At 58.3% G+C, this 25267-nt stretch carries 25 protein-coding genes; 13 read left to right on the top strand and 12 right to left on the bottom strand.

The genetic code is table 11. The features are described 5' to 3' along the window. Positions 1-8: 8 nt before the first annotated feature. The 3 genes from osmW (at position 9) to clcB (ending at position 3217) form a co-directional block, all read left to right on the top strand. On the top strand, positions 9-656 hold the full coding sequence (osmW, locus tag ACOTXF_RS10750; RefSeq protein WP_006808875.1) for an osmoprotectant ABC transporter permease OsmW: 648 nt from the start codon (positions 9-11) through the stop codon (positions 654-656). After that, positions 656-1804, top strand: coding sequence for an osmoprotectant ABC transporter ATP-binding protein OsmV (osmV, locus tag ACOTXF_RS10755; RefSeq protein WP_008502444.1), 1149 nt, complete (start codon positions 656-658; stop codon positions 1802-1804). Before osmW ends, osmV begins: the two co-directional genes overlap by 1 nt. 102 nt (positions 1805-1906) lie before the next feature. After that, positions 1907-3217 carry a voltage-gated ClC-type chloride channel ClcB gene (gene clcB / locus ACOTXF_RS10760; protein ID WP_063846361.1) on the top strand — a complete coding sequence of 437 codons (1311 nt, stop codon included), beginning with the start codon at positions 1907-1909 and terminating at the stop codon, positions 3215-3217. On the opposite strand, the gene bioD is transcribed toward clcB, so the two are convergent. The 3 genes from bioD to ACOTXF_RS10775 all read right to left on the bottom strand — a co-directional run bounded on the left by bioD (position 3152) and on the right by ACOTXF_RS10775 (position 6225). Next, on the bottom strand, positions 3152-3847 hold the full coding sequence (bioD, locus tag ACOTXF_RS10765; protein ID WP_021241191.1) for a dethiobiotin synthase: 696 nt from the start codon (positions 3845-3847) through the stop codon (positions 3152-3154). The genes clcB and bioD overlap by 66 nt on opposite strands. A gap of 130 nt (positions 3848-3977) precedes the next feature. Continuing rightward, positions 3978-5198: a sugar metabolism global transcriptional regulator Mlc gene (gene mlc, locus ACOTXF_RS10770; protein WP_047746066.1), complete on the bottom strand. Its 1221-nt coding sequence runs from the start codon at positions 5196-5198 to the stop codon at positions 3978-3980. 94 nt (positions 5199-5292) lie between these two features. Continuing rightward, the gene (locus ACOTXF_RS10775) at positions 5293-6225 is read right to left on the bottom strand and encodes a LysR family transcriptional regulator (protein WP_048963161.1); all 933 of its coding nucleotides are present in this window, start codon (positions 6223-6225) and stop codon (positions 5293-5295) included. 121 nt (positions 6226-6346) lie between these two features. On the opposite strand from ACOTXF_RS10775, the gene ACOTXF_RS10780 reads away from it, so the two are divergent. After that, positions 6347-7600, top strand: a complete 1254-nt coding sequence (locus ACOTXF_RS10780; RefSeq protein WP_047746070.1) for an MFS transporter — start codon at positions 6347-6349, stop codon at positions 7598-7600. 64 nt (positions 7601-7664) lie between these two features. On the opposite strand, the gene ACOTXF_RS10785 is transcribed toward ACOTXF_RS10780, so the two are convergent. The 3 genes from ACOTXF_RS10785 to ACOTXF_RS10795 form a co-directional block, all read right to left on the bottom strand. Further along, positions 7665-9056 (bottom strand): APC family permease, encoded by a 1392-nt coding sequence (locus ACOTXF_RS10785; RefSeq protein ID WP_023292582.1) that lies wholly within the window; start codon positions 9054-9056, stop codon positions 7665-7667. Beyond that, the gene (locus tag ACOTXF_RS10790) at positions 9046-9240 is read right to left on the bottom strand and encodes a hypothetical protein (protein WP_047746071.1); all 195 of its coding nucleotides are present in this window, start codon (positions 9238-9240) and stop codon (positions 9046-9048) included. Before ACOTXF_RS10790 ends, ACOTXF_RS10785 begins: the two co-directional genes overlap by 11 nt. Positions 9241-9412: 172 nt before the next feature. Next, positions 9413-10831: a glutamine synthetase family protein gene (locus tag ACOTXF_RS10795; protein ID WP_008502452.1), complete on the bottom strand. Its 1419-nt coding sequence runs from the start codon at positions 10829-10831 to the stop codon at positions 9413-9415. A gap of 214 nt (positions 10832-11045) precedes the next feature. On the opposite strand from ACOTXF_RS10795, the gene puuD reads away from it, so the two are divergent. The 8 genes from puuD (at position 11046) to ACOTXF_RS10835 (ending at position 19962) form a co-directional block, all read left to right on the top strand. Then, the gene (gene puuD, locus ACOTXF_RS10800) at positions 11046-11810 is read left to right on the top strand and encodes a gamma-glutamyl-gamma-aminobutyrate hydrolase (RefSeq protein WP_023292584.1); all 765 of its coding nucleotides are present in this window, start codon (positions 11046-11048) and stop codon (positions 11808-11810) included. A gap of 25 nt (positions 11811-11835) precedes the next feature. Further along, positions 11836-12393, top strand: coding sequence for an HTH-type transcriptional regulator PuuR (gene puuR / locus ACOTXF_RS10805; RefSeq protein ID WP_008502454.1), 558 nt, complete (start codon positions 11836-11838; stop codon positions 12391-12393). A 157-nt stretch (positions 12394-12550) separates the two neighbouring features. Continuing rightward, a complete protein-coding gene (puuC, locus tag ACOTXF_RS10810) occupies positions 12551-14044 on the top strand; it encodes an aldehyde dehydrogenase PuuC (protein WP_048963164.1) in 1494 nt (497 codons plus the stop codon). Then, a complete protein-coding gene (locus ACOTXF_RS10815) occupies positions 14041-15321 on the top strand; it encodes an NAD(P)/FAD-dependent oxidoreductase (protein ID WP_047746075.1) in 1281 nt (426 codons plus the stop codon). The genes puuC and ACOTXF_RS10815 overlap by 4 nt, the downstream gene beginning before the upstream one ends. Before the next feature lie 26 nt (positions 15322-15347). After that, the gene (puuE, locus tag ACOTXF_RS10820) at positions 15348-16619 is read left to right on the top strand and encodes a 4-aminobutyrate transaminase (RefSeq protein WP_023344009.1); all 1272 of its coding nucleotides are present in this window, start codon (positions 15348-15350) and stop codon (positions 16617-16619) included. 150 nt (positions 16620-16769) lie between these two features. Next, complete coding sequence (locus ACOTXF_RS10825) at positions 16770-18257, top strand: carboxypeptidase M32 (protein ID WP_047746077.1); 1488 nt, start codon at positions 16770-16772, stop codon at positions 18255-18257. Between the two features lie 230 nt (positions 18258-18487). After that, on the top strand, positions 18488-18862 hold the full coding sequence (gene asr / locus ACOTXF_RS10830) for an acid resistance repetitive basic protein Asr (RefSeq protein ID WP_021241183.1): 375 nt from the start codon (positions 18488-18490) through the stop codon (positions 18860-18862). 278 nt (positions 18863-19140) lie between these two features. Beyond that, positions 19141-19962: a trypsin-like serine peptidase gene (locus ACOTXF_RS10835; protein WP_047746079.1), complete on the top strand. Its 822-nt coding sequence runs from the start codon at positions 19141-19143 to the stop codon at positions 19960-19962. 1 nt (position 19963) lies between these two features. Here ACOTXF_RS10835 and ACOTXF_RS10840 read toward each other — a convergent pair whose 3' ends face one another. From ACOTXF_RS10840 to ACOTXF_RS10855, 4 genes are all read right to left on the bottom strand, one after another. Further along, positions 19964-20986 (bottom strand): EAL domain-containing protein, encoded by a 1023-nt coding sequence (locus ACOTXF_RS10840; protein ID WP_072059884.1) that lies wholly within the window; start codon positions 20984-20986, stop codon positions 19964-19966. A gap of 84 nt (positions 20987-21070) precedes the next feature. After that, positions 21071-21400 (bottom strand): multidrug/spermidine efflux SMR transporter subunit MdtI, encoded by a 330-nt coding sequence (mdtI, locus tag ACOTXF_RS10845; protein ID WP_008502462.1) that lies wholly within the window; start codon positions 21398-21400, stop codon positions 21071-21073. Further along, positions 21387-21749 carry a multidrug/spermidine efflux SMR transporter subunit MdtJ gene (mdtJ, locus tag ACOTXF_RS10850; protein WP_008502463.1) on the bottom strand — a complete coding sequence of 121 codons (363 nt, stop codon included), beginning with the start codon at positions 21747-21749 and terminating at the stop codon, positions 21387-21389. Before mdtJ ends, mdtI begins: the two co-directional genes overlap by 14 nt. A gap of 117 nt (positions 21750-21866) precedes the next feature. Beyond that, on the bottom strand, positions 21867-22037 hold the full coding sequence (locus ACOTXF_RS10855) for a hypothetical protein (protein WP_085930315.1): 171 nt from the start codon (positions 22035-22037) through the stop codon (positions 21867-21869). 133 nt (positions 22038-22170) lie between these two features. Here ACOTXF_RS10855 and ACOTXF_RS10860 point away from each other — a divergent pair, with 133 nt between their 5' ends. Next, positions 22171-23205 (top strand): AI-2E family transporter, encoded by a 1035-nt coding sequence (locus tag ACOTXF_RS10860; RefSeq protein ID WP_048963167.1) that lies wholly within the window; start codon positions 22171-22173, stop codon positions 23203-23205. Between the two features lie 3 nt (positions 23206-23208). On the opposite strand, the gene ACOTXF_RS10865 is transcribed toward ACOTXF_RS10860, so the two are convergent. Both ACOTXF_RS10865 and ACOTXF_RS10870 read right to left on the bottom strand, forming a co-directional pair. Further along, the gene (locus ACOTXF_RS10865; protein ID WP_048963168.1) at positions 23209-24156 is read right to left on the bottom strand and encodes a zinc-dependent alcohol dehydrogenase family protein; all 948 of its coding nucleotides are present in this window, start codon (positions 24154-24156) and stop codon (positions 23209-23211) included. Positions 24157-24181: 25 nt separating this feature from the next. Further along, a complete protein-coding gene (locus tag ACOTXF_RS10870; RefSeq protein ID WP_008500518.1) occupies positions 24182-25207 on the bottom strand; it encodes an LLM class flavin-dependent oxidoreductase in 1026 nt (341 codons plus the stop codon). Positions 25208-25267 lie beyond the last annotated feature (60 nt).

Genomic DNA, 25267 nt, shown 5'->3' on the forward strand with positions numbered 1-25267 from the left:
GAGGCGCTATGGAGACGATTCACTACATTCTGGACAACTGGGACTACCTCTTAACCCTGACGCTGCAGCATCTGTGGCTGGTCGCGCTGGCCGTGGGCCTGGCGATTATCATCGGCGTGCCGCTGGGCATTTTAATTGTCCGCCATAAATGGCTGGCAACGCCGGTGCTGGGGATCGCCACCATTGTGCTCACCATCCCGTCAATTGCGCTTTTCGGCCTGATGATCCCGCTCTTTTCGCTGATCGGTCAGGGCATTGGCGCCCTGCCCGCGATTACGGCGGTGTTCCTCTATTCGCTGCTGCCGATTGTGCGTAACACCCACACGGCGCTCGACAGCCTGCCGCCGGGCCTGCGAGAAGCGGGACGCGGCATCGGCATGACCTTCTGGCAGCGTCTGCGCTGGGTGGAAATCCCGATGGCGCTGCCGGTGATTTTTGGCGGCATCCGCACCGCCGTGGTGATGAACATTGGCGTCATGGCGATTGCCGCCGTGATTGGCGCGGGCGGTCTGGGCCTGCTGCTGCTTAACGGTATTGGCGGGAGTGATATTCGTATGTTGATTGCGGGCGCGCTGATGATTTGTCTTTTAGCGATTGTGCTCGACTGGCTGCTGCACCGTTTGCAGGTGGTTCTGACTCCAAAGGGGATTCGATAATGATAAAACTGGAAAACCTCACCAAACACTTTTCACAGAAGCACGGCCAGACCTTTAAGGCCGTCGACAACGTCAACCTGAACGTGCCCGAAGGGGAAATGTGCGTCCTGCTCGGCCCGTCCGGCTGCGGGAAGACCACCACCCTGAAGATGATTAACCGCCTCATTACGCCGAGCAGCGGGACGATCCTGATCAACGGCGAAGACACCAGCGGGATGGACACCGTCACCCTGCGCCGCAACATCGGCTACGTGATCCAGCAGATTGGCCTGTTCCCGAACATGACCATCGAAGAGAACATTACCGTCGTACCGCGCATGCTGGGCTGGGATAAAGCGCGCTGCAAAACCCGCGCCGAAGAGCTGATGGATATGGTGGCGCTGGATCCGCATAAGTTCCTGAATCGCTATCCGCGCGAGATGTCCGGCGGCCAACAGCAGCGCATCGGCGTGATCCGCGCCCTGGCGGCGGATCCTCCGGTGCTGCTGATGGATGAGCCCTTCGGCGCGGTGGACCCGATCAACCGCGAGGTGATCCAGAACCAGTTCCTCGAGATGCAGCGCAAGCTGAAAAAAACCGTCATGCTGGTCAGCCATGATATCGACGAAGCCCTGAAGCTTGGCGACCGTATTGCGGTGTTCCGGCAGGGGAAAATCGTCCAGTGCGCCAGCCCGGACGAACTGCTGGCGAAACCGGCGAACGAGTTTGTCGGCTCGTTTGTCGGTCAGGACCGCACGCTGAAGCGCCTGCTGCTGGTCTCGGCGGGCGACGTCACCGATCAGCAGCCGACCATTACGGTGCGGGGTTCGACGCCGCTGCCTGAAGCCTTTGCCACCATGGATGATAACGATATTCGCGCGATTACCGTGGTTGACGAGCACGGCAAGCCGCTGGGCTTTGTGAAGCGTCGCGAAGCGCGTAACGCCAGCGGGACCTGCGCCGACATCCTGCATCCGTTCCGCATGACCGGCAAAGCCGAAGACAACCTGCGCGTGGTGCTGTCACGCCTGTATGAGAGCAACACCAGCTGGATGCCGATCGTGGATGAGGACGGGCGCTACAACGGCGAGATTTCTCAGGACTATATAGCCGAGTATCTCAGTTCAGGTCGTACGCGTCGGGCGCTGAATATACATAGCGAGAGCTAATCTTTCCGGCCGGGCATCGCCCGGCTTTTCCGCACGCATACCTTTTGCTAACCCCGCGATTTCCCGCCACAATATTGTATCTTTCCCGTTTACTCGCGACCCATGCAACGTCTTCATACGTACCCCGACATCCGCGCGATGTTTCGTCGACTGCTGATTGCTACCGTCACCGGCGTGCTGGCCGCGCTGGCCGTTGCGGTGTTCCGCCACAGCATGTATCTGCTGGAGTGGTTGCTTCTCAGCAACGACAGCGGCAGCCTGGTGAATGCCGCCGCGTCGCTCTCACCCTGGCGGCGCGCGCTGACGCCCGCGCTGGGCGGGCTGGCTGCCGGGTTGCTGCTCTGGGGATGGCAACGGCTGACCGCCCAGCGGCCTCATGCCCCTACCGATTATATGGAAGCGCTGGAGACGGGCGACGGTCAGTTTGATTACGGCGCCAGCCTGGTGAAATCCCTTGCCTCGCTGCTGGTCGTGGCCAGCGGAAGCGCCATCGGGCGTGAAGGGGCGATGATCCTGCTTGCCGCCCTCGCCGCCTCCTTTTTTGCCCGGCGCTTTACGCCCAAATCTGAATGGAAGTTATGGATCGCCTGCGGCGCCGCGGCCGGGATGGCCAGCGCCTACCATGCTCCGTTAGCCGGAAGCCTGTTCATTGCGGAGATTCTGTTTGGCACCCTGATGCTGGCCTCGCTCGGGCCCGTGGTTATCGCGGCGGTAGTGGCGCTTCTCACCACGCAACTCCTGGCGCCGGGAACCGGCACGCTCTACGCGGTCCATCTGAGCGGCACACTCACCGCAGCTGATTATGCCCTGCTGGCCGCCATGGGGCTGGTGGCGGGTCTCTGCGGACCGCTGCTGATGTGGCTGATGGCGTTCAGCCACGGGCTATTCCTGCGCCTTAAGCTTTCGCCGCCGTGGCAGCTGGCGCTCGGCGGTGCGATCGTCGGGCTACTGTCTCTTCTGACGCCGAAGGTGTGGGGGAACGGCTACAGCGTGGTGCAGGCTTTTCTGCTCGCCCCACCGCTGCTGTCGATCGTTGCAGGCGTCTTTATCTGTAAACTGATGGCGGTGCTGGCGAGCAGCGGATCGGGCGCGCCGGGCGGGGTGTTCACGCCCACGCTGTTTGTCGGCATGGCGACAGGGATGCTGTTTGCACAGCTTTTCGCGCTGTGGCTGCCGGGCGCTGAGACGGCGATTCTGCTTGGGCTGGCGGGGATGGCGACGCTACTCGCCGCGACCACGCATGCGCCCATTATGTCGGCGCTGATGGTCTGTGAAATGACCGGGCAATATTTTTTACTGCCCGGTTTGCTGGTCGCCTGCGTGCTGGCGTCCGTGCTGTCGCGGACGTTACGCCACGACTCGATCTACGGTCAACACGCCACTGAGGGCAGAGAGATCGATGTACTGCGCTAGCTCGCGCTGCTCGGCGCGAGGCAGATAAGGCAGTTCACCCACCAGTGGTCCGGGTAGTTTAGCGCTCAGCACGTCGATGATCTCCGCATAGTGCGCCAGACCAGGGTTGATGCGGTTGGCCACCCAGCCAACCAGCGGCAGGCCGTCATTGGCAATCGCCTGCGCCGTCAGCAGCGCATGGTTAATGCACCCTTCCTGGATCCCCACCACCATCACCACCGGAAGCTGTTCCTGCACCACCCATTCCGACAGCGGGCGCAGATCGTTCATCAGGCTGCGCCAGCCGCCCGTGCCTTCCACCACCACGTGATCGACCTTCTCGCACAGGCTCGCCAGACCGTTGGACAGCAGAGGGTAATTAATCAGGCCGCTGTGCGCCACGCTGCTCTCCTCTTCGCTTAACGCAATAGGATTGATCGCGTGATAAGGCAGTTCCAGTGACGAGACGCTTTGCAGTACCAGGGCGTCTTTATTACGCAATCCCTCTGGCGTCTCTTTACTCCCTTTTGCGACCGGTTTGTACCCTGCCACGCGTTTACCGCTTGCTGCCAGCGCCTGCAGCAATGCGCGGGATACAACGGTCTTGCCGACAGAGGTATCTGTACCAGTAACAAAGAAACGCTTAAGCATGACTCACTCCACCTCTTGGGTATGCTTCGAAAATATAAACCAGGTAAATAATTCAGTGGAGGAAGTCTACGGGATGCGTGCGCTACCCGGCTTGAGATAGCGCAATTTTTCTTACATCTGCAAAAAAGAGTTAACCCTGTAACAGGCGGATCAACAGCGAGCCGTTATACATGGCATCTTTGACCAGCGCGGCGCCGGCCATCGTGCCCTGATTGGAAAACTGGGTACTTTCTACCGCAATGTTCCGGCTGTAGGCGGGAAGCGACTGCTGCTGAATACAGGCCGTAATCGCCGGGAAGAGGATCTCCGCCGCCTGGCTCAGCGGTGAGCCAATAAGGATTTTTTGCGGGTTGAAGAGGTTCACCATAATCGCCAGAATGCGGCCAACGTTATTCCCCACCCCGGTAATGATGTCCTTCGCCAGCAGATCGCCCTGACGCGCCGCGGCGCAGAGAGAATCCACCGTGAGGGGTTGTCCGTGCAGCGAGGAGCTCATGGACTGGCTGAGCCTGACCTGCGCCAGCTCCAGCACGCTTTCCACGCTGGCAATGGTCTCCAGACAGCCGTGGTTCCCGCAGTAGCAGCGCTTGCCGTATGGGTCGACCTGGGTATGGCCAATTTCCACCAGACTGCTGCTTCCGGCGTGGAGAAGACGTCCGTCGGTAATGACGCCTGCCCCGACGTTATGATCGATAACCACCTGAATCACATCCCTCGCCCCGCGTGACGCGCCGAACAGCGCCTCCGCCATGGTCCAGGCGCTGATGTCATGCTGAATATAGACCGGCACGCCGGTATGGTTTTTCAGCACTTCGCCCAGCGGCATCTCTTTAACATCGTCGTAAAACGGCATGCGGTGAACAATGCCATTTTCGGTATCAATAATACCCGGCATGGTGATGGCAATCGCCGTTAAGCGTTCAAGCTTCTGCTGGTGACGAATAAAGAAGCGATCGATATGCGAAACAATCGCGTCGAGGAGCGGTTCCCCGGCGTTGAGCGGCAGATCAAGACGGTCTTCCACCACCAGCTTGCTGCTGAGATCGCGCAGCGCAAGGAAGATCTCCCCCCGGCTGATGCGCAGCGACAGGTAGTGCCAGGCCTCCGTCTCCACCACCAGCCCGACCGCCGGACGGCCACGGCTGCCCGGCTCCTGAATTTCCGTCTCCTGAACCAGGTGCGCTTCCAGCATCTCGCGGACAATCTTGGTAATACTGGCGGGTGCCAGCTGTGCCAGGCGCGAAAGATCGATACGCGAAACCGGACCAAGCTGATCAATCAGGCGATACACCGCGCCAGCGTTGGTCTGCTTAATCTGATCAGTATGCCCTGGCTGACTATCAGCGACCACCTCGTACTCCCTTATTTTCGAGCTTCGAAATAAACTGTTGGCTATGGTGAAGCACTTGCAGGGCTGCCGTCAAATATTTACTTAGCCATGTGATTTACTGCACATTTTTGCCCACTTTTCCCTGAAAATGCCGCCCGGCGGAGGCGTTCATCAACTGCTGTTTGAAGCGCTGTGCGGCATGGCTCTGTTCGCGATGTTTTGCCCAGACCAGCCACATCTCTGAAACGGCATCCTCTTCGGCGATGGTCACCCAGCGCATTTCGCGCAGTTGTACCCGTTTAAAGGAGGCCGGAAGAATAGACACCCCCAGTCCGGCGGCGACCAGGCCGATAATGGTCATCGCTTCCCCGACTTCCTGGGTGATGACCGGGGCAAGATCGTAGCGGCGCATCAGCCCCAGGATATCGTCATACAGACCCGTTCCGACCTGCGGGTCAAAAAAGACAAACGGCTCGTTTGCCAGCTCTGCCAGCGAAACCGCCGGACGCGACGCCAGCGGGTGATCGTGCGGGATCATGGCCATCAGCGGCTCGCGCAGGATCACCTCCCACGCCAGCGAGTCCGGCAGCTGGGTATTACGCATCAGCCCCAGATCCAGCGAACCTTCATTGAGCGGCGCGATCTGCTCGCGGGTGTTGATCTCGCGCGTTTGAATATGAACATCCGGGAAATGGCGACGGAATGACGACAGGGTTTCCGAGACGGCGCTGATAAACGGTGCGGACGAGGTAAACCCGATGCGCAACTCTCCGGTCTCCCCGAGATAGAGCCGTTCTGCCCGGGCGGCGGCGTCCTCGACCATGCTCAGAATCTGTCGGCTATCGATGAGAAACTGCTTACCCGCCGCCGTCAGGCTCACGCTGCGGTTGGTGCGGGCCAGCAGGCGCGCCCCGACCTGCTGCTCCAGGATCTGAATCTGCTGGCTTAAGGGCGGCTGAGAGATGTTCAGCCGTGCCGCCGCGCGGCCAAAATGCAGCTCTTCAGCGACGGCGACAAAGTAGCGGAGATGACGCAGCTCGATATTCATATTTCTAAAGTATCATTTGAGATTATTAATATATTAGACAGAATATTTACATTTTCCTACCCTTATCAGGTGGTCATACCCGTCACCAGAAATCACGGGGATGTTTAAGCAAGGAAACTGTGTGAGTCGTACAACTGCCATTGATATCGATCCGGCGAGCGATATCGATGATTTACCTGCAACATCGCAGCCGGTTCAGTTCATTAAACGTGGTACCCCCCAATTTATGCGCGTCACGCTGGCGCTCTTCTCCGCCGGTCTGGCGACCTTCGCCCTGCTCTATTGCGTTCAGCCGATCCTGCCCGTGCTCTCCCATGAGTTTGGCGTTTCACCCGCCAGCAGCAGCGTATCCCTCTCTATTTCAACCGGGATGCTGGCGATTGGCCTGCTCTTTACCGGGCCGCTGTCCGACGCCATCGGCCGTAAACAGGTGATGGTAACCGCGCTGATGCTGGCCTCGGTCTGTACGCTACTCTCGACCATGATGACCAGCTGGCACGGCATCCTGGTGATGCGCGCGCTGATTGGGCTCTCGCTCAGCGGTGTGGCGGCAGTCGGGATGACCTACCTCAGCGAGGAGATCCACCCGAGCTTTGTTGCCTTCTCTATGGGGCTATACATCAGCGGGAACTCGATTGGCGGGATGAGCGGGCGTCTGCTGAGCGGGGTATTCACGGACTTCTTTAGCTGGCGTATTGCACTGGCGGTCATCGGCTGTTTCGCGCTGGCATCTGCCCTGATGTTCTGGAAAATTCTGCCGGAATCGCGTCATTTCCGCCCGACATCGCTGCGCCCGAAAACGCTGTTTATCAACTTCCGCCTGCACTGGCGCGACAAGGGGCTGCCGCGCCTGTTCCTGACCGGCTTCCTGCTGATGGGCTCGTTCGTCACGCTGTTTAACTATATTGGCTATCGCCTGATGCTCTCGCCGTGGCATCTGAGCCAGGCTCTTGTCGGTTTACTCTCGGTTGCGTATTTGACCGGAACGTGGAGTTCACCGAAGGCCGGGGCAATGACCGCCCGCTATGGCCGCGGCCCGGTCATGCTGTTCTTCACATCGGTGATGCTGGTCGGCCTGCTGCTGACGCTCTTCTCCTCCCTGTGGCTGATTTTTGCCGGCATGCTGCTCTTCTCCGCGGGTTTCTTCGCCGCCCACTCGGTCGCCAGCAGCTGGATAGGCCCACGCGCGCGTCGCGCCAAAGGTCAGGCATCGTCTCTTTATCTGTTTAGCTATTACCTGGGGTCCAGCATCGCCGGGACGCTCGGCGGCGTGTTCTGGCATCACTACGGCTGGAACGGCGTGGGCGGGTTTATTGCGGTGATGCTGTGCGCGGCGTTGCTGGTGGGGGGAAGCCTGCATAAACGTCTGAGATAATATGCTCGCGGGCGGACGTCCGTTTCCCTAAAAACGGCACCAGCGTACTGGTGCCGTTTTTCGTTCAGGAATCCCAGGCCTGTTCTATCTTACCGGCTTCAAACTGCGGAGGCGGTTTTCGGAAGCGGCGCGTGAGCCATGTCAGGTAAAGGATCCCCAGCGCCGCCCAGATGAGGCCAAGCGTCAGGGACGTCGCTTCGAGGTTTATCCACAGCACGCCGACCGTGACGGCACCAATGAGCGGCAGCAGGAGATAGTGGAACCGATCTTTCCACGTTTTGTTCATCCCCTTGCGCCGCCAGAAATGGTTGTACACCGAGAGATTAACAAACGTAAACGCCACCAGCGCGCCAAAGTTGATCAGCGCCGTCGCGGTCACGAGATCGAAGTACAGGGCCGACAGCGCCACTATCCCAACCATAATGACGTTCAGGGCCGGAGTCCGCCATTTCGGATGCACGTAGCCAAACACCCGCTCTGGAAACACGTTGTCACGCCCCATCACATACAGTAAGCGAGAGACGCTGGCGTGCGAGGCCAGGCCTGAAGCGAGCGTATTCACAAACGTGGTACACAGAAACACCGACTGGAAGAGCTTGCCGCCCACGTACAGCGCGATTTCCGGCAGCGCGGCGTCCGGGTTTTTGAAGCGCGCGATCGTCGGGAAAAAGAGCTGCATGAAAAACGAGGCAACAATAAATATCAGCCCGCCATACAAAGCGGTGAGGAAAATGGCTTTGGGGATCACCCGCGCCGCGTTTGGCGTCTCTTCCGACAGCGTGGTGACCGCGTCAAAGCCGAGGAAAGAGAAGCAGACGATAGTCGCGCCGGTAATAATCGGGATCAGGTGTGCGTTCTCGCTGATAAACGGCTGGAGCGACCAGACGGTGCCGACGCCCTCGCCCTTATGCAGACCGTGCACCACGAGTATGACAAACACCACCATGATGGCGATCTGCACCAGCACAAACAGGGTGTTAAAGTTGGCGACCAGATTCACACTCTTCAGGTTCGCCAGCGTCAGGATCGTCACAAACCCCACCACCCAGACCCACGGCGGGACTTCAGGGAACAGCGCGGAAAGGTAGATCTTCGCCAGCAGCACGTTGATCATCGGCAGGAAGAGATAATCCAGCAGCGATGACCAGCCGACCATAAAACCTAAATGGGGGCCGATCGATTTCTGCGTGTAGGTGTACGCGGAGCCCGCTTCCGGGAACTGTCGTACCAGTTTGCCGTAGCTGATGGCGGTAAACATGACGCCAGCCAGCGCCAGGAGATACGAGGCGGGCACGTGGCCGTTGCTGATACCGGACACAATACCGAAGGTATCAAACACGGTCATGGGGGTGAGATAAGCCAGCCCCATCATGACCACCTGCCAGAGCTTGAGGGAACTGCGCAGCCGGGTTCTGCCGGCCATGCGCGGCGAGTCAAGAGAGGTGTTAGTCGCCATAAACCGTCCCCCCCATGCTTACCGTGGTTTGCAATCGCGCTGTCCTTAACGCAAACCTGCTTAGCAAAGGGGGAAGTTGTAAAGAACACACGCGATCGTACCAGCGCAACGTCTCTGGCTCGCACTCACAGCAGGCGCCTGACTGGCCCCCTTCGCCCTGCGGATAGTTGAACATCTGCATCATTTCCTACCTCGTCACACAGTGTCGTTAAGAAAATCCCTGTGCCGCCTGCGCTCCATAACGCGACTCCCGGGAGAAAGCTGGCGTGCCAGCGAACAGTCAGGCCAGGCTCCGCGCAGGCCGTTTGGTGATACGTGTCAGATGAAACAAAGCGGCCCCTTACCGGGGCACGTCATCAGGCGTTTTTCAGCATCCACTCAATTTCCGTTTCGGTAATCAGGCGTTCGAACTGCAGCAATTCATCGTTTTTGCAGGCGTGATAGACGTGGCAGAAACGTTCGCCCAGCCGCTCGCGAAGGCTATCGTTTTGCATAAATTCCCACAGCGCATCGCTCTGACGAATCGGGAACGGCAGTCCGTCCTGCTCCAGACCATTGCCTTCCACTTCTTCCTGCAGGGGCAAATCGTTATCCAGCCCATGTAAAATGCCGGCAAAAATCGCCGCCATCACCAGATACGGATTCGCGTCAGCGCCCGCCACCCGGTACTCGACCCGATGGTTATGGCGATCGCCGCAGGGGATACGCAGGGCAACGGTGCGATTATTGTGTCCCCATGACGCCTGCGTCGGCACGTACATCCCCGGCTGGAAACGGCGGTAGGAGTTGACGTTCGGTGCCAGCAGCGCCATGGACGCAGGCATCAGGTCGATCATCCCGGCCAGCGCGCGTTTCAGCAGCGCGGAATCCTCGCCGTTGGCGTCTGCGAGCACGTTTTCGCCTCGGTTGTTTTGCATGCTGATGTGGATATGCATCCCGCTGCCCGCATGTTCTTCATACGGCTTTGCCATAAACGTGGCGTGCATCTTATGTTTTTCCGCCATCTGCCTGACGAGACGTTTAAGCGCCAGCGCATCATCGCAGGCATCGAGCACGTTTTCCGTATGGTGCAGGTTTATCTCAAACTGGCCCGGGGAGGCCTCAGCCACTGCCCCGTCGGCGGGGATCAGCTGCAGCTGCGCCAGTTCGTCAATATCGTTCAGCACGTCAGCAAAATGGTTAAGATTATCAACCGAGTAGACCTGACTCTGCGTGTTACGCACGTCGGTCCCCGGCGCGCAGGGTGGCTGCAGATAGCCGTCGGCATCGCGTTTACGGTCAAGTAAATAGAACTCCAGCTCTACCGCTACCACGGGGAACAGGCCGCGCTGGCGCAGCTGCTGCCAGAGTCGGTTGAGTACGTTCCGCGGCTCAACGTCAAAGGGAGCGCCATCTTCATCAACCATGGTGAGCTGCACCTGACCAATGTATTCCGGGTCGGCGGCGGAAGGCGTCAGGGTGCCCGGCACCGGCACGCAGATACAGTCCGGCTCGCCGAGCTCCTGCCCCAGACCCGCCTCTTCCACGACGTTACCTAAAATGTCCATGGCGAAAACCGATGCCGGGAAATAGCAGCCTTTTTCAAGCTTGCTCAGTCCGGCAACCGGGATGCGCTTGCCGCGAAAACAGCCGTTCAGGTCGGTCAGGAGGACATCAATAAACTGGGTGTCAGGATACTTTTCTAAATAGCGCTTCACTTCCTGCGTAAAGGCGCTGCCCCGCCTCTCATCCGTGTGCTGCACAAAGTTCTCAACTTCTACGATATTGGTTTCCATGATTTACCACCGTTTTTGGGATTTGCGTTCGCTGCTCTGGACTGTCAAATATAATGTCCACCCTATCGAATCTGTATGCAAATAAATTGTTTGTCAAATGTTAAATTAAGTTTGCAAAAGGCAGATCCCGTTGCTAGATTGAGAAAATATTGAACGAAAAGGCCGTTTATCAGGCGAAAATGGCCTAAATTTAGTCCACTTTGTGAGGGCGATCATGGAAAATATAATGAACAAGCCAGTTATTGGCGTGGTGATGTGTAGAAACAGGCTTAAGGGTCATGAGACCCAGACCCTGCAAGAAAAGTACCTGAATGCCATTATTAACGCGGGGGGTTTACCGATTGCCTTACCGCATGCGCTGGCAGAGCCAGAGCTGCTCACCGCTCTGCTGCCCACCCTGGACGGGATTTACCTGCCGGGCAGCCCAAGTAACGTGCAGCCGCACCTTTATGGTGAAAACGGCGATGAGCCTGACGCCGATCCCGGGCGAGATCTTCTGAGTATGGCGCTGATTGCCGCCGCGCTCGAAAGGCGCATCCCCATTTTCGCCATCTGCCGGGGGCTGCAGGAACTCGTTGTTGCAACGGGGGGGACGCTGTATCGCCGCCTGTTCGAGCAGAACGACCTGCTCGAGCACCGGGAAGATCCTGAACTGCCGGTTGAGCTACAATACGCCCCGTCTCATGAAGTTCAGGTTCAGGAGGGAGGACTGCTGTCTCAATTAATACCAGGCTGTAACACATTTTGGGTAAACTCGTTACACGGGCAAGGTGCACGGACGTTAGGACCACGGCTTCGCGTGGAAGCCCGCTCGACGGATGGGCTGGTCGAGGCGGTCAGCGTTCATGACCACCCTTTTGCCCTCGGCGTGCAATGGCACCCCGAATGGAACAGCAGCGAGTACGCCCTGTCCCGTATGTTGTTTGAAGGTTTTATCACCGCCTGTCAAAGCCACATTGCCGAGAAGCAACGGCTTTGACCACTACCGTAAAGGAAATGCAACTATGAGCGATGACGGACTGGCGCCAGGGAAACGTCTGTCTGAGATCCGCCAGCAGCTGGGTCTCTCGCAGCGGCGTGCCGCCGAACTGTCTGGGTTAACACACAGTGCCATCAGCACCATTGAGCAGGACAAAGTCAGTCCTGCTATCAGTACGCTGCAAAAGCTGCTGAAAGTTTATGGGCTGTCGCTCTCGGAATTCTTTTCGGAACCGGAAAAACCTGATGAACCGCAGGTGGTTATTAATCAGGAAGACCTTATCGAAATAGGCAGTCAGGGGGTTTCGATGAAGCTGGTTCATAACGGAAATCCGAACCGTACGCTGGCGATGATTTTTGAAACTTACCAGCCTGGAACCACGACCGGAGAGAGGATCAAACACCAGGGTGAGGAGATCGGTACGATACTGGAAGGTGAAATATTGTTGACCATTAATGGCCAGCAATATCACCTGGTTGCGGGGCAGAGCTATGCCATCAATACCGGCATACCGCACAGCTTCAGCAACACCTCGGCAGGCATCTGCCGCATTATCAGTGCCCACACTCCCACCACGTTCTAATTACCACTCAGTCCCGGCGTAAGCGCGCTTACGCCGGGAAATATAAAAACGATCGCTGTCGGCATTTAACGGGTTAATTCCCGGGATGCCCCACGGCTTCGTATTGCCTGAAACGGCCATGCCTTTATTTATCTGATTGCGAAAGAAAGGAGTGAATATGCATTTTCAGCACCTGACTTACTGGCAGGATAAAGCAAAAAACAGCGCCATTGAGACCCGGTTATTTATTAACGGTGCCTATTGTGACGCCGCCGATAATGCCACGTTTGACACCGTCAATCCAGCGACCCAGCAGACGCTGGCGAACGTCGCACGGGGCAAGCAGGCGGACGTGGACCGCGCGGTTCAGGCCGCGCGTGCGGTATTTGAGCGCGGTGACTGGTCGCAGGCGTCTCCGGCGCAGCGCAAGGCCGTGCTCAATACGCTCGCCGATTTAATGGAACGCCATAGCGAAGAGCTGGCCTTACTGGAAACGCTGGACACCGGTAAACCCATTCGCCACAGCCTGCGCGACGATATTCCCGGCGCGGCGCGCGCCATTCGCTGGTACGCCGAAGCGGCGGATAAAGTCTACGGCGAAGTGGCGCCTACGGGTCCGGGCGAGCTGGCGATGATCGTGCGCGAGCCCATCGGGGTTGTCGCGGCCATCGTCCCCTGGAACTTCCCGCTGCTGCTGGCCTGCTGGAAGCTGGGCCCGGCGCTGATCGCGGGCAACAGCGTGGTATTGAAACCGTCGGAGAAATCACCGCTCACCGCCCTGCGGCTGGCCGGGCTGGCGAAAGAGGCGGGCCTGCCTGACGGCGTGCTGAACGTGATAAGCGGTTACGGCCACGAAGCGGGCCAGGCGCTGGCACTGCATCCGGAGGTTGAGGTGCTGACGTTTACCGGCTCTACCCGTACCGGCAAGCAGCTGCTGAAGGACGCGGGAGAAAGCAACATGAAGCGCGTCTGGCTGGAGGCGGGCGGCAAAAGCGCCAACATTATCTTTGCCGACTGTCCGGACCTGGACAAGGCCGTGAGCGCGACCGCCGCCGGGATTTTTTATAACCAGGGGCAAGTCTGTATCGCCGGCACCCGCCTGCTGCTCGAAGACAGCATCGCTGATGACTTCCTGGCAAGGCTGAAGGCGCGGGCCCGCCACTGGCAGCCGGGCGATCCGCTCGACCCCGACAGCACGATGGGGATGCTCATCGACGCCGCGCACGCCGATACCGTCCACACGTTTATTCGCGAGGGAACCCGGAAAGGTACGCTGCTGCTGGACGGGCGGGAACAATCGTGGCCTTCCGCAGTCGGTCCAACCATTTTCGTCGACATCGACCCTGCCTCCCCGCTCTGCCGGGAAGAGATTTTCGGGCCGGTGCTGGTCGTCACCCGTTTTAAAACCGAAGAGGAAGCCTTAACGCTGGCCAACGACAGTGAATATGGGCTTGGCGCGGCGGTATGGACCCGCGATCTCTCCCGCGCGCACCGCATGAGCCGCCGCCTGAAAGCTGGCTCGGTCTTCGTCAATAACTATAACGACGGTGATATGACCGTCCCCTTTGGCGGCTATAAGCAGAGCGGCAACGGTCGCGATAAGTCCCTGCACGCGCTGGAAAAATTTACCGAACTGAAAACCATCTGGATTGCCCTGGAGCCTCAATCATGACCGAACATACCACCAGCTACTACGCGGCCAGCGCGAACGCTTACGAACCTTTCCCGACGCTTAACGAATCGATCAGCTGTGACGTGTGCGTGGTGGGCGGCGGCTATACCGGCCTCTCCTCCGCGCTGCATCTCGCCGAAATGGGCTACGACGTGGTGCTCCTTGAAGGCGCGCGCATCGGCTTCGGCGCCAGCGGACGCAACGGCGGCCAGCTGGTTAACTCCTACAGCCGCGATATCGACGTGATCGAGAAAAACTACGGGCACGATGCCGCCAGAATGCTCGGGAGCATGATGTTTGAAGGCGGGGAGATCATCCGGGAGCGTATCCAGCGCTATCAGATCCAGTGCGACTATCGTCCCGGCGGGCTGTTTGTGGCGCTAAACCATAAGCAGCTGGAGACGCTGGAGGAGCAAAAAGCCAACTGGGAACGCTACGGCAACACGCAGCTGGAGCTGCTGGACGCCAGCGCCATCCGCCGGGAAGTCGACAGCGAACGCTATACCGGCGCGCTGCTGGACCGCAGCGGGGGGCACATTCATCCGCTGAACCTGGCGATCGGCGAAGCGGACGCCATTCGCCTGAACGGTGGGCGGGTGTATGAACAGTCCCCGGTGACCGCCATTCAGCACACCAGCCCGGCCGTGGTGAGCACGCAGCATGGTCAGGTGACGGCCCGCTACGTGATCGTCGCCGGGAATGCCTATCTGGGCGATAAGATCGAACCGGAGCTGGCAAAACGCAGCATGCCCTGCGGCACCCAGGTGGTGACCACCGCCCCGCTGCCGGAAGAGCTCGCCCGCACGCTGATCCCCAATAACTACTGCGTGGAAGATTGCAACTACCTGCTGGATTACTACCGTCTCACCGCCGACAACCGCCTGCTGTACGGCGGTGGCGTCGTCTATGGCGCGCGCGACCCGGACGATGTCGAGCGCCTGGTGATGCCAAAGCTGCTCAAAACCTTCCCTCAGCTGGCAGGCGTCAAAATCGACTACCGCTGGACGGGCAACTTCCTGCTGACCCTGTCGCGTATGCCGCAGTTTGGTCGTCTGGATAAAAACATCTATTACATGCAGGGCTACAGCGGCCACGGCGTGACCTGCACCCACCTGGCCGGACGGCTGATCTCGGAACTGTTGCGCGGTGACGCTGAGCGCTTTGATGCGTTTGCTAATCTTCCGCACTACCCCTTCCCGGGCGGCCGCAGCCTGCGGATTCCATTCACGGCGATGGGCGCGGCGTATTACAGCCTGCGCGATCGTCTTGGCGTATGATCGTCTTCGACAAAAGGGTATCTGACATGAGTAACCAGGAATTTCATCAGCGCAGACTTTCTGCCACCCCGCGCGGCGTTGGCGTAATGTGTAATTTCTTTGCCCGCTCGGCGGAGAATGCCACGCTTACCGACGTGGAAGGCAACGACTATATTGATTTCGCCGCCGGGATCGCGGTACTGAATACCGGCCATCGTCATCCTGAACTGGTGGCCGCAGTGGAAAAACAGCTTCACCAGTTCACCCACACGGCCTACCAGATTGTGCCGTATGAAAGCTACGTTTCATTGGCCGAAAAACTTAACGAGCTGGCCCCGGTGCAGAGCCCGGCCAAAACGGCGTTCTTCACAACGGGCGCGGAAGCGGTGGAAAATGCCATTAAAATCGCCCGGGCCCACACCGGCAGACCGGGTGTGATTGCCTTCGGGGGAGGCTTTCACGGCCGAACCTATATGACCATGGCCTTAACCGGCAAGGTCGCGCCTTACAAGCTGGGATTTGGCCCCTTCCCGGGCTCGGTTTACCACGTGCCGTATCCCTCCGAGCTGCACGGCATCACGACGCAGGATGCCATCACGGCGATAGAACGCCTGTTCAAAGCAGATATTGAGGCGAAACAGGTGGCGGCGATTATTTTTGAACCCATTCAGGGTGAAGGCGGATTCAACGTCGCCCCGCCAGAACTGGTGGCCGCCATCCGCCGTATCTGTGATGAACACGGGATCGTGATGATTGCCGACGAAGTGCAGAGCGGCTTCGCCCGAACGGGTAAGCTGTTTGCGATGGAACACTACGCGGACAAACCCGACCTGATGACGATGGCTAAAAGCCTGGCAGGCGGAATGCCGCTGTCCGGCGTGGTGGGCCGCGCCGAAATCATGGACGCGCCGGCTCCCGGCGGCCTGGGGGGCACCTATGCAGGCAACCCGCTTGCGGTGGCCGCCGCGCACGCGGTGCTGAAGATTATCGACAACGAGTCGCTGTGCGCGCGTGCCCGTCAGCTGGGCGATCGGCTGAAAGCCACGCTGGAGGAGATTCAGGGCACCTTCCCTGCGCTCGTGGCGATAAGGGGAAGAGGCTCGATGATTGCGGCGGAGTTTTTTGACCCCGAGAGCCGTGAACCGTCAGCCGCCATCGCGCAGGCGATCCAGCAAAAGGCGCTCGCCCAGGGCCTGCTGTTATTGATCTGCGGCCAGTACGGCAACGTGATCCGCTTCCTTTATCCGCTGACCATTCCGGACGCTCAGTTCAACCAGGCGCTGGCGATCCTGCAACAGGTTATGCGCGATAAGTCCTGAGTGCCCACCGAAAACCGTCTCCCGGAATGCCGGGGACGGTTTCAACGGAGGAGATCGGCACAGATTTCCTCCGCGTGGGAAATGTTGGGGAATTGGGTCCGTTTCATTGTATGCTCCCTGAAACACATCCCCGGCATGAGGAAATAAGAATTGCAAAAAACATCAGCCTATCAGTTACTTGTGAAAACCTTCCAGCGTCTCTCCCGCTTCTCGCACCTTACCTCCATCGCCAGCTGGGACATGTTCACCATGATGCCGCCCGGCGGCAGCGCCGCGCGCGGCGAGGCGCTGGCGGAGATGAGCGTCCTGCAGCATCAGATCCTGACCGATAAAAAAGTCGGCGACCTTTTAGCGGCGGCGGCAGGTGAAGATCTGAATGACGTCGAACAGGCCAACCTGCGCGAAATGACGCGCCACTACCAGCAGGCAACCCTGCTGCCGGAATCGCTGGTGGAAGCCAAATCCCTGGCGGGCAGCAGGTGCGAGCACGCCTGGCGCACGCAGCGTCCCGCCAACGACTGGCTGGGCTTTTCCGCCAACCTGAAAGAGGTGGTCAAACTCAGCCGAGAAGAGGCGCGCCTGCGGGCGGAAGCCAAAGGCTGTACGCCGTACGACGCGCTGCTGGATATTTTTGAGCCCGACATGACCAGCGCCCGTCTGGACGTTCTGTTCGGCGATATGAAATCCTGGCTGCCGGGCCTGCTGGCAAACGTCGTGGAAAAGCAGGCGCAACGTTCGTTTGTTCCTCCTCAGGGCCCATTCCCGACCGCAACACAGCGCGAACTGGGCCTGGAAGCCATGAAAATGCTCGGCTTCGATTTTAACGGCGGTCGCCTCGACGTGAGTGCGCACCCGTTCTGCGGCGGCGTACCGGAAGACGTGCGCATCACCACGCGCTACGACGAGGATGAACTGCTCAGCGCGCTGTTTGGCGTGATCCACGAAACCGGACACGCGCGCTATGAACAAAACCTGCCGCGCGCATGGGCAGGACAGCCGATTGCCCTCGCCCGCTCAACCGCGATCCACGAATCCCAGAGCCTGTTCTTTGAGATGCAGCTGGGACGCAGTGAAGCCTTCCTCAAACATCTTCTCCCTGCGGTGCACGCCCGCTTTGGCAGCCAGGCGGCGTTCAGCGAAGAGAATTTTATTGCCTGGAACCAGCGCGTGAAGCCGGGCTATATCCGCGTCGATGCGGACGAAGTGAGCTACCCGGCACACGTGGTGCTGCGCTATGAGATTGAGCGCGCGCTGATCAACGGCGAGATCGAAGTGGACGATATCCCTGCCCTGTGGGACGAGAAAATGCAGGCCTGGCTCGGGTTATCCACCAAAGACAACTACCGCAACGGCTGTATGCAGGATATCCACTGGACCGACGGCGGTTTTGGCTACTTCCCATCCTATACGCTGGGGGCCATGTATGCCGCACAGCTGTTCCACGCCGCGAAAACGGCGCTTCCGGGTCTGCAGGCCTCCATCGCTGAGGGCGATTTTTCCGCACTCTTTGAGTGGCTGCGTCAGAACATCTGGCAGCACGGCAGTCGCTTCAGCACGTCGCAGTTAATCACCCAGGCGACGGGTGAAGATCTGAATATCCGTTACTTCCGCGAGCATCTGACCTCCCGTTATTTGTAATCTGTTTGGCCGGGGATGAGGGACCTCAGGTAAAGAAGTCGTATGTTCCCCCTCACCCCAGCCCGTATACCCTCATGGGAGAGGGAGCCGTCTGTGCAGGACCCCGGCAATGTACATATGGTTACACGCCGATACCAATCACTCACGGAAACCCCGAATTTACAGGGATATAGTTATTTCAACGGCCCCGCAGTGGGGTTAAATGAAAAACCAAATTCGAGGGTATGAACATGAAAAAAGTATTAGCTCTGGTTGTTGCCGCTGCTATGGGTCTGTCTTCTGCTGCGTTCGCTGCTGAAACCACTGCTGCACCGGCTGCTGCGGCACCTGCTGCAACGACCACCGCGGCGCCAGCAAAAACTGTCCATCACAAGAAACATCATAAAGCCGCTAAACCGGCTGCAGAGCAAAAAGCCCAGGCCGCTAAAAAGCACCACAAAAAAGCGACCAAACCAGCTGCAGAGCAGAAAGCCCAGGCTGCTAAAAAGCACCACAAAAAAGCGACCAAACCGGCTGTAGAGCAGAAAGCCCAGGCTGCTAAAAAGCATCACAAAAAAGCAGTAAAACACGAAGCTGCTAAACCAGCTGCACAGCCAGCTGCGTAAGAGTACAAGCTAAACCGTGCCCTTCGGGGCACGTTGGTAAACCGGCGCTGAACCGGAACAGGTTCCGCGCCGTTTTTTTTCCCGGAGGGCGTATGCTGCGGCGCTATCGGTTTGAGCTGATTCTGATCCTGCTTATTTTATGCGCGCTCATCGCCAGCCATTTTTATCTTTCCTGAATGTAGCACGCTGATTTTACTCCCACTTTAGCGCTGTCCCGTCTATAGTATTTTCATAGGGTTCACTTTTAATAATCATAATTACCCCCACCAGAGTGAGATATGCGTAAATCTGTTGTGTTGTTACTGGGAACGTTTGGTCTTTTTTCTGGATTCTCACATGCGGATGATGGCGGTGATGACACCATTAGCGCGAAAGAGCTAAAGACGCTTTTTTTCAATCATGACGACCGTACGCGCGTCGCCGATCCCACCCAGGCGCCCTGGGATGCTATAGGTCAACTGGAAACCGCCAGCGGTAACTTATGTACTGCGACGCTGATTACCCCTCAGCTTGCCCTGACGGCAGGTCACTGTCTGTTAACGCCGCCAAACGGCAAGCCGGATAAAGCGGTGGCCTTGCGGTTTGTGTCGCAAAAAGGCACCTGGCGCTATGAAATCCACGGCATTGAAGGCCGGGTCGATCCGTCTCTCGGCAAACGGCTGAAACCGGATGGTGACGGCTGGATCGTGCCACCGGCGGCCGCCTCATGGGACTTTGGCCTGATCGTTTTACGCTACCCCCCTTCCGGCATTACGCCGCTGCCGTTATTTGACGGCGATAAAGACGAACTCACCGCCGCGCTGAAAGCCGCCGACCGGAAGGTGACGCAGTCCGGCTATCCTGTCGACCATCTGGATACCCTTTACACCCACACCGACTGTATTGTGACGGGCTGGGCGCAAACCAGCGTACTCTCGCACCAGTGTGATACGTTGCCGGGCGACAGTGGTTCACCGCTGATGCTGAAAACAGATAACGGCTGGCAGTTGATTGGCGTGCAGAGCTCTGCACCGGCGGCGAAAGATCGCTGGCGGGCCGATAACCGGGCCTTGTCCGTGACCGGTTTTCGCGACAAGCTGGAAGCGCTGGCGCAGCAGTAAATCAGCATCGTCTGACCTGATGTAATGCCCTGATTGACTCAATCGGCATCGGCTGGCTGAACCAGAAACCCTGCAGTTGATCGCAGCCAGCCAGCCGCAGCAGTTTCATTTGTCTTTCGGTTTCGACCCCTTCGGCGACCACCGCCATCCCCAGCGCGTTGGCGATCCGCACCGTGCCGCTCACCAGAATAAAGAGCAGGATCAGGGCCGATGCCAGCACGACAATCTGGGTGATATCAGAGGATGCCGCCCGGGCGGCCTGCGCTCCCGGAAGCCGTGCCTGCCAGTTAAGATAGCCCAGCAGCTCCCCTGCCGAGCTGCGCAGCGGCATACTCAGCTCGTTAATTTTATCCGGCGTAAAGTGCAGGTTATCGATCTGAAAGGTCGACCCCAGGTCGGATAAAATTCTGGCGTTCAGATGACGGGTGATTACCAGATAGCGGCGCGTTCCGTCGGTAACCTGTAATCTTCCGACCATCGGGCGAATCAGCCCAATGCCCACAAAGGCGACGCCGCTTCGCGTTTTGCTGATCCCGGCATAGATATTTTTATCGCCTGACAGGGCGCGCGCGTGCTGAGCAATAAGCGCCTTCAGCCCCTTACCGAAAAAATCGAGATTCGTCTCCTGAAATGGCTGACTTTGAAACGATCCCCAGATGACGTTGAAATGCTCATCAAGCACGAAGGTGCCATCATAGAGGTTGTTGATTTTAAAGCCGGCGCCCCAGGTGTTATACAACCAGTTGGTATCGAGCGTGGGACGGTAGGCCTCCCGCACCGCATCGTCCCAGACGGCGTTATCCAGCACCAGCGAGGAGACGCGGTTGACCGATGTCTGAATGGCCCCCTGCACGGAAAGCGCCGCGCGGTGTTCATCAATTTCATTGGTTTTTGTGCTGATAAGATGCAGGGAAAGATAGAGGAGTGCGACGACGGAGATGATTAAGCCGATGCCCGCCATAAAGACCATGGCAAACAACGTTCTCGCGGTGGGAATATTGCGCCAGCTTAATGTGCGATACATCCGCCATCCTCTTCAGGGTTTTGCTTTTCTAAGCGTAATACAGGCAGCGAATTTCGCTGCCTGTAAAGGATGGCTTTATGAGCGTCAGGCGAGTTTTATCATAATCATACCGGCAAGCAGCAAGATGAGTCCCATCCAGCCCTTGTTATTTAAACGCTGACCGAAGAGCACCCAGCCTGCGGCCAGCGTGGCGGCGATACCAAAACCGCCCCACAGCGCATAGGCCACCGACAGGTCAATCCCTTTTACCGCCTGGGACAGCGCGCTGAACGCGCCCAGAACCGCGGCAATCGACATCAGGCCGTAGAGCTTACGGCGAAAACCATCGGAGAATTTCAGCAGAACGTTCGCCAGAATTTCCAGCACGATGGCAAACCCCAGCCAGGCCGCATGAACCCACTCAAACTGTTGCATGGTTCTGCTCCTTCTGCACTTTAGACGGCTTACGGGTACCTGATTTAATCAGCACAATACCCGCGACCAGCGTCGTTAATCCGGCGACCTTCATTGTTGTTAATGTTTCGTCAAATATCAGCACGCTGAACAGCGTAATCAACAAAATACCGATCCCTTCCCACAGGGCATACGCGACGCCCAGCGCAATTTTTTTCACCGCAAATGAGAGGAAAATATAAGAAAGCGAAATCATCACCAGCATCAAAATAAAACCGGTATTGCCATCGCTGACGCTTGCCCACTTCATCGACAGCGTGCCGGTAATTTCAGCAATAATAGCCAGTGCTAATAAAATCCAGTAAAACATGTTTTTCTCCTGCTTGAGAATATAATCCATCGTGGCCCGCTGCGTGCAGCAAACCCAAAAATACGAATTGAAATCAGTCAGCTAAGCGCTTAGCGCCAGCTCAGGCAGAAGAAATGACTAGAGTGCGGTGCGCCAGTGTTGCTCACCAGAAAGCAGGCAGAAAGAGGTGGAGTATACAGCAGTATTGTTTGAAGAGTACGTCCTGAACATATTGTCCATAAAATTACAATTATCCGCGTTGTTGCTTCTCGTCTTTGCGGATGAGAATTGTCCTCGGTAGTTAAACACACCGAATTTGTACCATAAGCCAGGATTTTACTCAAAGTCTTTGCAATTCTTTACCCACCCCGTTTGATTTTGGTTAGTTTATTGCAACGCCTTTCGCCTTTATTATAAAAATAACGAAAATTGCGGAGTCACCATGGCTAAACCCATCATTACCCTGAACGGGTTAAAAATTGTCATCATGCTGGGCATGCTGGTGATCATATTGACAGGCGTGCGCTTTGCCGCCGACATTATTGTGCCCTTTATTCTGGCCCTGTTTATTGCGGTGATCCTCAACCCGCTGGTGCAGCGCATGACGCGGCTGCGCGTCCCGCGCGTGCTGGCCATCACGCTGCTTATCAGCATCATTATTGTGGCGATGGTGCTGCTGGTCGCTTATCTGGGCACCTCGCTCAATGAACTGGCGCGAACGCTGCCGAAATATCGCTCTTCGCTGGCGATCCCCCTGCTGCAGCTGGAGCCCTGGCTGCAGCGCGCGGGGATCGAAGTCTCGGTTGAGGAACTCCTGAAATATATCGACCCCAATGCGGCGATGACGATCGTCACCAGCCTGCTGACGCAGCTTTCCAACGCCATGACCTCCATTTTCCTGCTGTTCTTAACGGTGGTGTTCATGCTGCTGGAGGTGCCCCAGCTGCCGGCAAAGCTGCAGCAGATCATGGTCCGTCCGGTTGAAGGAATGGGGGCGATTCAACGCGCGCTGGACAGCGTTTCCCGCTATCTGGTGCTGAAAACCGCCATTAGCCTGGTGACGGGCGTTGTCGTCTGGGTGATGCTTCTGGCGCTGGACGTCCGCTTCGCGTTCGTCTGGGGGTTACTGGCGTTTGCGCTTAACTACATTCCCAACATCGGCTCCGTGCTGGCGGCGATCCCCCCTATCCTTCAGGTGCTGGTTTTCAGCGGACTTTATGACGCGCTGATCCTGCTGGCCGGATACCTGGTCATCAATCTGGTGTTCGGTAACATACTGGAACCGCGCATGATGGGCCGGGGCCTGGGGCTCTCCACGCTGGTGGTCTTTTTGTCCCTGATATTCTGGGGCTGGCTGCTCGGGCCCGTCGGGATGCTGCTCTCCGTTCCGCTCACCATCATCGTCAAGATTGGTCTGGAGCAGACGGCGGGCGGGCAAAGTATCGCCGTGCTGCTGAGCGATATGAGTCATAAATAGCCGTCATTCCGCCATCGACAGGAGGGGCTTGCGGGTCCTTCCACCTTCACGATAAGCGCTGAGCGCCCTTCGCCACTCCGCCAGCGGGTACACCGTAACGTCGCTGTACTCACTGTCGGGCAACCTCAGCCAGATGCGATCGAACTCCGCGCGCCACGCCTCAACGCTGAGCGCATCCAGACCGTTTCGGATATGGAACCACGCCACGCGCGGCGCAGGCCGCCGCTGTGTAAAGGCTTGCCCGGACAGCAGCCCGTAGCAAACAAACATGCCCGGCTCGGGCATCACGCTGAGGATCGCTTCCGCAAGCGGCCCGCCGGTGGCATCGTAGACGATATCGCTACGGGCGGCGACGGTGCCGATTCTGTTTGCGTCATGCTGTGCGACAGGCGTGATGCCCATCGCCTCCAGCCGTTCAGCATGCACGGCAGAACGGTGAATGCCGTACACCGCTTCCGCCCCCGCCTGACGCGCCCACTGCCCCAGCAGGATGGCGCAATCGGATCCCGCAGCCGTGAGCAAGACCTGCTTTCCGCGCGGCGGGTAGCGGGTCAGCATCATCTGCGCCGCCAGCGGGTTGATGTAGGCCCGCGCGGCCAGGCGCGAGTCGACAGCGTCCGGAACGGGTATCGCATACTCTGCCGGGCAGTCCACATAGCGCTGCCAGGTGCCCTGACCGCGCAGCGGCAGGACGCGCTTACCCACCAGATGCTTAAACGAGGCGGGCGCCCCGGTGACAACCCCGACACCTTCATACCCCGCGACGGCGGGTAACGGGGTTCGGTGGCGATAGGCACCGGTGATGGGGATAAGATCGGACGCGTTGACCGGAGAAAACAGCATCCGCACGCGGAGCTGTCCGGGCGCAAGCGCGCCCAGCGGCGCGTTTTCAGGTTGCAGAACAGAGTCTGGCTCGCCAAACCGGCGATACCAGAGGGTCAGGTTTTCCATTACGATCTCAAGGCTGATAGCGGAACTACTCGCGCCAGCCCATTGCCGGTGCGACATGTTTGAGAATAGACTCAATCACGTGCGCATTATAATCCACCCCCAGCTGGTTCGGTACGGTCAGTAAGAGCGTATCCGCCTCGGCAATCGCCTCGTCTTTTTTCAGCTGTTCAACCAGCTTGTCCGGCTCCGCGGCATAGCTGCGCCCGAAGATGGCGCGCGTTTTCTCATCAAGATAACCCACGCTATCGCTGTCGTTGCGGCTGGCACCGAAATACATCCGGTCACGGTCGTCCATCAGCGCAAAAATACTGCGGCTAACCGACACGCGCGGCTCGCGCGTATGCCCTGCGTCTTTCCAGGCCTGACGGTACGCGCGGATCTGTTTTGCCTGCTGAATATGGAACGGCTCGCCGGTTTCATCGTCCTTCAGCGTTGAGCTTTGCAGGTTCATGCCCAGTTTTGCCGCCCATACCGCCGTCGCATTAGAACCCGCGCCCCACCAGATACGCTCGCGCAGCCCTTCTGAATAAGGCTCCAGACGCAGCAACCCTGGTGGATTGGGGAACATGGGCTGTGGGTTCGGTTTGGCAAACCCTTCCCCACGCAGCACCTCAAGCAGCACCTCGGTATGACGACGCGCCATATCCGACTCGTTTTCCCCTTCCTGCGGGACATAGCCGAAATGCCGCCAGCCATCAATAACCTGCTCCGGTGAGCCCCGGCTGATGCCCAGCTGCAGGCGACCGCCGGAAATCAGATCCGCCGCGCCCGCATCTTCGGCCATGTACATCGGATTTTCATAGCGCATGTCGATTACGCCGGTGCCAATTTCGATGGTTTTTGTTTTTGCCCCTATAGCGGCCAGCAGAGGGAACGGCGAGCTAAGCTGTCGGGCGAAGTGGTGCACGCGGAAATAGGCGCCGTCTGCCCCCAGCTCTTCAGCCGCCACGGCTAAATCGATGGACTGCAGCAGCGTATCGGCCGCCGAGCGCGTGCCGGACTGCGGTGAAGGCGTCCAGTGACCAAAGGATAAAAATCCGATCTTTTTCATAACCCTGTGTCCTGATAATGCGTTGCGTTCTGTCCACTTTACGCATTACCCGGTAAGAAT

Origin of the sequence: Enterobacter cloacae complex sp. IR53041, assembly GCF_049238285.1 — a bacterium.
GTDB classification, from domain to species: domain Bacteria; phylum Pseudomonadota; class Gammaproteobacteria; order Enterobacterales; family Enterobacteriaceae; genus Enterobacter; species Enterobacter roggenkampii.